The organism is Streptomyces sp. NPDC059853 (assembly GCF_042731495.1).
Taxonomy (GTDB): Bacteria; Actinomycetota; Actinomycetes; order Streptomycetales; family Streptomycetaceae; genus Streptomyces.
In genome coordinates this window covers 1-2,002 of sequence record NZ_JBHWJL010000512.1, presented here as the reverse complement: position 1 = coordinate 2,002, position 2,002 = coordinate 1, and the positions used below count along the sequence as shown (strand labels likewise).

Here is a 2,002-nt window from a genome sequence, read left to right as displayed (position 1 = left end):
CCTCTCCCTGGCCAAGGACCCGGAGCCGGAGCCCGGCCCCGGGCCCGGAGGCCGGCCCGGCACCGCACCGGCCCCGGACTCCCCGGACCCCACGGAGGCCCCCGGCATGGCGGTCTCCTCCTCCGCCGCCCGCTACGAGCCGGACGGTCCGGCGGGCCAGGGCCGGCCCGCCGGCCGCTTCTGGTCGGTGCGCCGGGGCCCAGCGGCCCTGGTCGCCCTCGTGCTGCTGGTGTGCGCGGCGGTCCTGCTCTACGACATCGCCTCGGTCCGCGCGGAACGGCCGGTCGGCGCCTGGCGCCGCTGGCTCGCCGGGGAACTGTCCACCCGCCCGCTGGACGACCCCTGGGTGATCACCGGCGCGGCCCTCGCCGTCGTCGCCGGGGTGTGGCTGATCACGCAGGCCCTCACCCCCGGACTGCGCGGCCTGCTGCCGATGCGCCGGGACAGCCCGCTGCTGCGCGCCGGTATCGAACGGCGGGCGGCGGGCGTCGTCCTGCACGACCGGGCGCTCCAGGTGCCCGGGGTACGGACGGTACGGGTCCGCGTCGGCAGGCGCCGGGTCCGGGTATGGGCACAGGCGCACTTCCGTGATCTGCACGAGGTGCGGGCCGATCTGGACGCGGTGCTGGAGGCGGGCATCGCCGGGCTCGGCCTGGCCACGGCCCCGGCGCTGACCGTCCAGGTCCGCCGGCCCAAGGGATGAGGGAGGCCGCATGCTGCGTGTCATCAACCGGATCCTGCTGGCCCTGACCGGGACGGCCCTGCTGCTGGCCGGGCTCGCCGTGCTGGCCGCGGCGGCCGACCTGCCGGCCCGCTGGGGCCTGACCCTGCCCTCGGGCTACACCTGGCGCGGCCCCGACAGTGTGCTGCTCGGCTCCGAGGGCCGGACCCGCTGGCACGGGACGGGCTGGTGGTGGCCGCTGGTCCTCGGCTTGCTCGCCCTGCTGGTGCTGCTGGCCCTGTGGTGGCTGCTGGCCCAGGTGCGGCGCCGCAGGCTGGCCGAGATCCTGGTGGACAGCGGCGACGGCGTGGGCGCACTGCTGCGCGGCCACGCGATGGAGGAAGTGGTGGCCGCCGAGGCCGAGTCCCTGCCGGGCGTGGAGCGGGCCACCGTCACCCTCACCGGCCGGCGCACGGAACCCGCCGCCCGCGTCGGGCTGGTCCTGCTGCCCCAGGCGGAACCGGCCCAGGTGGTCCGGCGCCTGGAAGCCGAGTCCCTGCACCACGCCCACCGCTCGGCGGGCCTGGAATCCCTCCCGGCGGAGGTACGGCTGCGGGCCTCGAAACACCCGCCGGAGCGGATCAGCTGACGACCTCGATCCGGCACCGCGCCCGGTCCGCCCTCAGCAACCGGGCGTCCGCGGTGACCAGCGGACAGTCGTACACCTCGGCGGCGGCGATGTAGGCGGCGTCGTACCCGCTGACATTGCCGCGCAGCTCCCACATCCGGGGCAGCAGGGCATCGGTGGGCACCACCGTGACCGCCATCCGGGGAATCCTGCTCAGCGCCTTGTGCGCCTGCTCGTCACTGAGCTTGCGGCCGAGCCACAGTCCGCGCAGTGCGCTGAACACCTCGGTCTTCCAATGCTCCGGGACGACCCAGCCCGGATCACGGGCAGCCGCCGCGCGGGCCGACTTCACCCGGGGGTCCGAGTCCGGCTGGGCGAACAGCAACGCGGCGACCGACGCGTCGAGAACGATCACGCGGCACCGTCCCGGCGGTCCGCTTCAGGACTGCCGAACACCTGGCCCCGTTCCGCACGGGCGTCGTCGAGAGCGGCCAGGACGTCTTCGACGGTCGGTCCGGGCTGCGGGGATTCGTCGTCGAGCTCTCTGATCAGGTCGAGATTTCTGCTGAAGGATGCCTCGCGCAGGACGAGAGCCAGCAGGAACGCCTGCAGGGACTGGCCGTTCTCGCGCGCGCGTGCGGCGAGCGTGTCCCGGACGTCCTCGGGGACATCGCGGATCTGAAGTGCCACCATGCATGCATAGTACATGCGCC

General features: G+C 74.8%; 4 protein-coding genes. 2 read left to right on the top strand and 2 right to left on the bottom strand.

Features of this window, described 5'->3' with window-relative positions; genetic code table 11:
* The first annotated feature begins 7 nt into the window (after positions 1–7).
* Together ACFV5N_RS27415 and amaP are read left to right on the top strand one after the other, a co-directional pair.
* Complete coding sequence (locus ACFV5N_RS27415; RefSeq protein WP_385605117.1) at positions 8–703, top strand: DUF6286 domain-containing protein; 696 nt, start codon at positions 8–10, stop codon at positions 701–703.
* 10 nt (positions 704–713) lie between these two features.
* Positions 714–1,310: an alkaline shock response membrane anchor protein AmaP gene (amaP, locus tag ACFV5N_RS27410; protein ID WP_385605114.1), complete on the top strand. Its 597-nt coding sequence runs from the start codon at positions 714–716 to the stop codon at positions 1,308–1,310.
* Here amaP and ACFV5N_RS27405 read toward each other — a convergent pair.
* Both ACFV5N_RS27405 and ACFV5N_RS27400 read right to left on the bottom strand, forming a co-directional pair.
* Positions 1,303–1,704, bottom strand: coding sequence for a type II toxin-antitoxin system VapC family toxin (locus ACFV5N_RS27405; RefSeq protein WP_385605112.1), 402 nt, complete (start codon positions 1,702–1,704; stop codon positions 1,303–1,305). The two genes, amaP and ACFV5N_RS27405, sit on opposite strands and share 8 nt — an antisense overlap.
* Positions 1,701–1,982 carry a hypothetical protein gene (locus ACFV5N_RS27400; RefSeq protein ID WP_385605109.1) on the bottom strand — a complete coding sequence of 94 codons (282 nt, stop codon included), beginning with the start codon at positions 1,980–1,982 and terminating at the stop codon, positions 1,701–1,703. Before ACFV5N_RS27400 ends, ACFV5N_RS27405 begins: the two co-directional genes overlap by 4 nt.
* Positions 1,983–2,002 lie beyond the last annotated feature (20 nt).

Bases quoted from the DNA above. Each gene is read 5' to 3' on its own strand.
- amaP (WP_385605114.1), top strand. From the start codon at position 714: ATGCTGCGTGTCATCAACCGGATCCTGCTGGCCCTGACCGGGACGGCC.
- ACFV5N_RS27400 (WP_385605109.1), bottom strand. From the start codon at position 1,982: ATGGTGGCACTTCAGATCCGCGATGTCCCCGAGGACGTCCGGGACACG.